This is a genomic window from uncultured Paenalcaligenes sp. (assembly GCF_947630565.1).
GTDB lineage: Bacteria > Pseudomonadota > Gammaproteobacteria > Burkholderiales > Burkholderiaceae_B > Paenalcaligenes > Paenalcaligenes faecalis.
The window spans coordinates 1-4,018 of record NZ_CANRIC010000081.1 but is presented as its reverse complement, the minus strand read 5'-3'; the positions used below and the strand labels follow the sequence as shown (position 1 = coordinate 4,018).

Annotated in this window: 6 protein-coding genes and 1 tRNA gene; 3 read left to right on the top strand and 4 right to left on the bottom strand. The window is 44.8% G+C overall.

Annotated features, from left to right (window positions below; translation table 11 throughout):
• Positions 1-71 precede the first annotated feature (71 nt).
• A complete protein-coding gene (gene cadR, locus Q0Z62_RS10610; protein ID WP_269900068.1) occupies positions 72-497 on the top strand; it encodes a Cd(II)/Pb(II)-responsive transcriptional regulator in 426 nt (141 codons plus the stop codon).
• Positions 498-559: 62 nt separating this feature from the next.
• Here cadR and Q0Z62_RS10605 read toward each other — a convergent pair whose 3' ends face one another.
• The 3 genes from Q0Z62_RS10605 to Q0Z62_RS10595 are packed head-to-tail and all read right to left on the bottom strand — an operon-like array spanning position 560 to position 1,741.
• Complete coding sequence (locus tag Q0Z62_RS10605; protein WP_298054394.1) at positions 560-970, bottom strand: DUF6691 family protein; 411 nt, start codon at positions 968-970, stop codon at positions 560-562.
• Positions 971-983: 13 nt separating this feature from the next.
• Positions 984-1,418, bottom strand: coding sequence for a YeeE/YedE family protein (locus Q0Z62_RS10600; RefSeq protein WP_298054390.1), 435 nt, complete (start codon positions 1,416-1,418; stop codon positions 984-986).
• On the bottom strand, positions 1,415-1,741 hold the full coding sequence (locus Q0Z62_RS10595) for a helix-turn-helix transcriptional regulator (RefSeq protein ID WP_269900071.1): 327 nt from the start codon (positions 1,739-1,741) through the stop codon (positions 1,415-1,417). Before Q0Z62_RS10595 ends, Q0Z62_RS10600 begins: the two co-directional genes overlap by 4 nt.
• A gap of 69 nt (positions 1,742-1,810) precedes the next feature.
• Between Q0Z62_RS10595 and Q0Z62_RS10590 the strand changes: the two genes are divergently transcribed.
• Positions 1,811-2,677 (top strand): MBL fold metallo-hydrolase, encoded by an 867-nt coding sequence (locus Q0Z62_RS10590; protein ID WP_298054383.1) that lies wholly within the window; start codon positions 1,811-1,813, stop codon positions 2,675-2,677.
• Positions 2,678-2,755: 78 nt separating this feature from the next.
• On the opposite strand, the gene Q0Z62_RS10585 is transcribed toward Q0Z62_RS10590, so the two are convergent.
• The gene (locus Q0Z62_RS10585) at positions 2,756-3,658 is read right to left on the bottom strand and encodes a DMT family transporter (RefSeq protein WP_298054379.1); all 903 of its coding nucleotides are present in this window, start codon (positions 3,656-3,658) and stop codon (positions 2,756-2,758) included.
• Between the two features lie 203 nt (positions 3,659-3,861).
• On the opposite strand from Q0Z62_RS10585, the gene Q0Z62_RS10580 reads away from it, so the two are divergent.
• Positions 3,862-3,937 (top strand) — tRNA-Asn (locus tag Q0Z62_RS10580).
• Positions 3,938-4,018 lie beyond the last annotated feature (81 nt).

Genomic DNA, 4,018 nt, shown 5'->3' with positions numbered 1-4,018 from the left:
CAAAGGGGGTCACTACGTGACCCGTGCTATCCCTCCCCGCCATGAATGACGGGGTATCTCGCACAATTTAGATGAAAATAGGCGAACTCGCATCACAGACCCTCTGTCCTACAGAAACCATTCGCTATTATGAAAAAATTGGTTTACTACCTGAGGCGTACAGAGATAGTAATAATTATCGGCAATACCATGAGGTTCATGTGGAACGTCTGCGTTTTATACGTAACTGTCGCAGTTTAGATATGACTCACGAAGAGATTCGTAATTTATTAGCTATCATGGATGCGCCTCAACAAACCTGTGAACCCGTCACGGATATTATTGCGACTCATTTACAGCACGTAGATATACGTATTAAAGAATTACAACAGCTACGCCAACAACTGCAGCAGTTACAACACGCCTGCGCTCACGAAGGCACAGCCGAAGACTGTGGTATTTTAGATCGCATCAGCAATATGACACCGCTACCTGTGAACGAAACGCATTTGGGTTAATAAAAAACATAAAAAAAGGCGTCCAACAGGACGCCAAAGGTACTACACACAGATTCACAGCATTATTTAAAAAACAGACGTTGCACTAAGGCTCCAACTAGCATAGCGGGCACAAACCACCAAGCCATATCAATACCAGCACCAAAAGACACCAGTGCAGGCCCTGGGCAATAGCCCGCTAGCCCCCAGCCTACCCCAAATAAAGCACTGCCAATTAGCAGCTTTTTATCCACATCCGTGCGCGTAGGAAGCTCCATTTTTACGCCGCTGACCGGTTGGATTTTATTTTTTTTCGCCAAACTAAATGGAATAATAGCTACCGCAATAGCTCCCCCCATAACAAAAGCCAAAGAAGGATCCCACTGCCCAGCTAAATCCAAAAAACCTTGCACCTTATCTGGGTGAGCCAACCCAGAAATTAACAAGCCAAAACCAAACAATAATCCGGCAAGCGCGCCACCCACTATCATCATGCTATTACCCCTATTAAATGATGCCCAAAAGATGGCGGAATAGATAAACCGTTGCAAAGCCGGTAATCATAAAGCTCAGTGTTGCAATCATGGATCGGCCTGATAAACGAGAAATACCGCATACGCCATGCCCGCTGGTACAACCAGAGCCCAAAGCACTACCAAAGCCAACCAATAACCCAGCGATAATAAGCACTGAAATAGCTCGGGGATGTGCTTGGGGCATTTGGCCTCCTAACGCCATATAAACCCAAGGAGAAACTAGCACGCCGATAAGAGCGGCTATACGCCAACTGCGTTGTCCGCCCCCAAATAGAGAGGTAGTCAAGATTCCACTAATGCCAAACACTCGGCCATTAACCACTAACAGCACGACAGCAGCTAAGCCAATTAACGCACCACCTAACAATGACTGCCATGGGGTAAATGCGGCCCAATCTATACTCATTTCTCTTGCTCCTTGGGTGCACAAAACACCTGATAAAGGGTTTGCATAATAGCTAAAACATCTGGATTTTCGAGACGGTAATACACATACTTACCCTCGCGCCGCGTTTGCACTAAATCGTCTTTGCGTAGCACGGTAAGCTGCTGTGATAAGGTAGGTTGCTCAATACCACTAGCCTCTCCGATTTGACTGACATTTTTCTCTCCGCTGACCAATAAGCACAAAATGAGCAAACGATCCGGATTGGCTAATCGACTAAGTAAAGTAGCAGCCTCAGAGGCTAGCTCATTGAGTTGCATAATTTGTTGTGTATCTACTGACATAGTTGCAAAAGTTTCTATAAATATTATACTTTATTATATATTATAAATTCATATATTAAAAGGTACCCCATGATAACTCCGCACGCAGAAGCTTTTTTTGACCCTTTAACCTCTACCTACTCATATGTGGTTCATGCAGAGGGCAATCCACAGTGTGCCATTATTGATCCCGTGCTTGATTATGAACCGCACTCAGCAACCACCTCCACTCGATCTGCCCAGCAACTCATTGACTACATTAAAAAGAATCAACTAGAGCTACAGTGGATTATAGAAACCCATGCTCATGCCGATCACCTCTCAGCAGGATCGTGGATTAAGTCCCAATTAGGGGGGCAACTAGCCATTGGTACGCCAATCACTCAAGTTCAACATACCTTTAAGCACATTTACCACTTAAACGATCAAGTCAAAACGAATGGCGAGCCCTTTGATAGACTTTTTGCTGCTGAAGAACAATTTCTTATAGGAGATATGGTTGTTGATGTACTGCATGTGCCTGGCCATACCCCCGCAGATATGGCGTATCACGTCCATGGTTTAGGTATTTTTGTAGGGGATACTATTTTCTTACCCGATGTGGGCTCTGCGCGCTGCGATTTCCCCGAAGGCAATGCAGAGCAACTATATGATTCCGTACACCGTCTACTCGCATTTCCAGAAGACACCGTCTTATTCATGTGCCACGACTACCCTCCTACCAGCCGTGAAGCTCAATATCACTGTACAGTCGCCGATCAAAGAAAAAATAACATCCACCTTCGCGATGGTATCAGTAAGGCTGAGTTCGTCGCCATGCGCACTCAACGAGATGCCACACTAGGTTTACCTAAACTGATGCTACCCGCACTACAAGTCAACATTCAAGCAGGACAGCTACCAACCGCCGAAGAAGATGGTCATCGCTACCTAAAAATCCCACTCAATCGTTTTTAATACTCGTGACGCATCCATAGGTACTCGCCAGAATAGACAATAAGAGCCACTCACTGGGCTAAGTGGCTCTTACTCTTATCAACGTCTGCCCAACACCATCGCCCCCGTCAGCACCAAAACAGTCCCAGCAATTTGCAAACTCGTAATCGGCTCACCCAAAAACCAAAAGGCAAGAAACAAAATAGATACTGGGCCTAGCAACCCTAATTGAGCTGTCATGGGCGCACCAATGCGTTCCACTGACCACATAATCATAAATGTGGGGGCTACGGTGTTTAGGGTGGCATGAATTAATGACAAGCCATACACAGGCATAGGCTGCACCAAACCTTGCCAGCCTTGAACAACGAAAAAGTGAATTAACGTATAAACCGCCGAAGTACTCATCGCATAGGCTACTAAGCGCGTAGAACCAATTTTTTTCAATAGCTCCCCAGATCCGATCAAATAAATCGCATAAGACAATGCGGAACCTAATACACAAGCGGCTCCCAACAACACATTATCCCCATCTAAGCTCAGATCTTGAACAAAGACTAAACTGACGCCTAGGTATGACAGGGCCAACGCAAGCCACTGTTTTGCCATAATGACTTTTTTTAAGAAAAGAGCCGAAAATAACAACACAAAAGTAGGCGACAAAAAGAGAATCAAACGCTCTAGACTGGCCGTAATATACTGCAGCCCCATAAAGTCCAACAGACTGGCTAAGTAATAGCCCAAAAAGCCCAACACAACGAGCTGACCACGTTGCGCCATGGTTAACTTGGGAATATCCCCTTTATGAGCACGATGCGCCTGCCACAACGCAATCCCTAAAAAAACAGGTAATGAAAGCAACATCCTAAAGCCAATAACGGTCAGTGCATCTGCCCCATGCTCATACGTAAGCTTAGCCACAATCGCCTTAGCTGAAAATAATACCGACCCAAAGCCAGCAAGAAAAAACCCCACCAAAAACTGGTGACGAGCAGGACTCATGACTACTCCAATAAGCACGAATAAAAAATTATTTTACGATAATGCTTGCCATAAACAAAAATCATTGTTATAGTTTTATTTCTTTGGCGGACATGGCAACAAAAAACTCTGCTAAAGACGCACGAAAATCCAGTTTTAAAACATTTAGAAATAAATAGTTGCAAAACAATTTAAAATAATGTTATACTAGATTTTTTAGCAATTCCCCGATAGCTCAGTCGGTAGAGCGACGGACTGTTAATCCGCAGGTCACAGGTTCGAGCCCTGTTCGGGGAGCCAGAATTCACCTTGTAAATCAAGGACTTAGAAGCCACCTTAAAGGTGGCTTTTTTGTTTTCTACGCTGGGTGTGACCTAAACG

Coding starts and splice junctions, on each gene's coding strand:
- Q0Z62_RS10605 (WP_298054394.1), bottom strand. CDS start 970: ATGATGATAGTGGGTGGCGCGCTTGCCGGATTATTGTTTGGTTTTGGC.
- cadR (WP_269900068.1), top strand. CDS start 72: ATGAAAATAGGCGAACTCGCATCACAGACCCTCTGTCCTACAGAAACC.
- Q0Z62_RS10585 (WP_298054379.1), bottom strand. CDS start 3,658: ATGAGTCCTGCTCGTCACCAGTTTTTGGTGGGGTTTTTTCTTGCTGGC.
- Q0Z62_RS10595 (WP_269900071.1), bottom strand. CDS start 1,741: ATGTCAGTAGATACACAACAAATTATGCAACTCAATGAGCTAGCCTCT.
- Q0Z62_RS10600 (WP_298054390.1), bottom strand. CDS start 1,418: ATGAGTATAGATTGGGCCGCATTTACCCCATGGCAGTCATTGTTAGGT.
- Q0Z62_RS10590 (WP_298054383.1), top strand. CDS start 1,811: ATGATAACTCCGCACGCAGAAGCTTTTTTTGACCCTTTAACCTCTACC.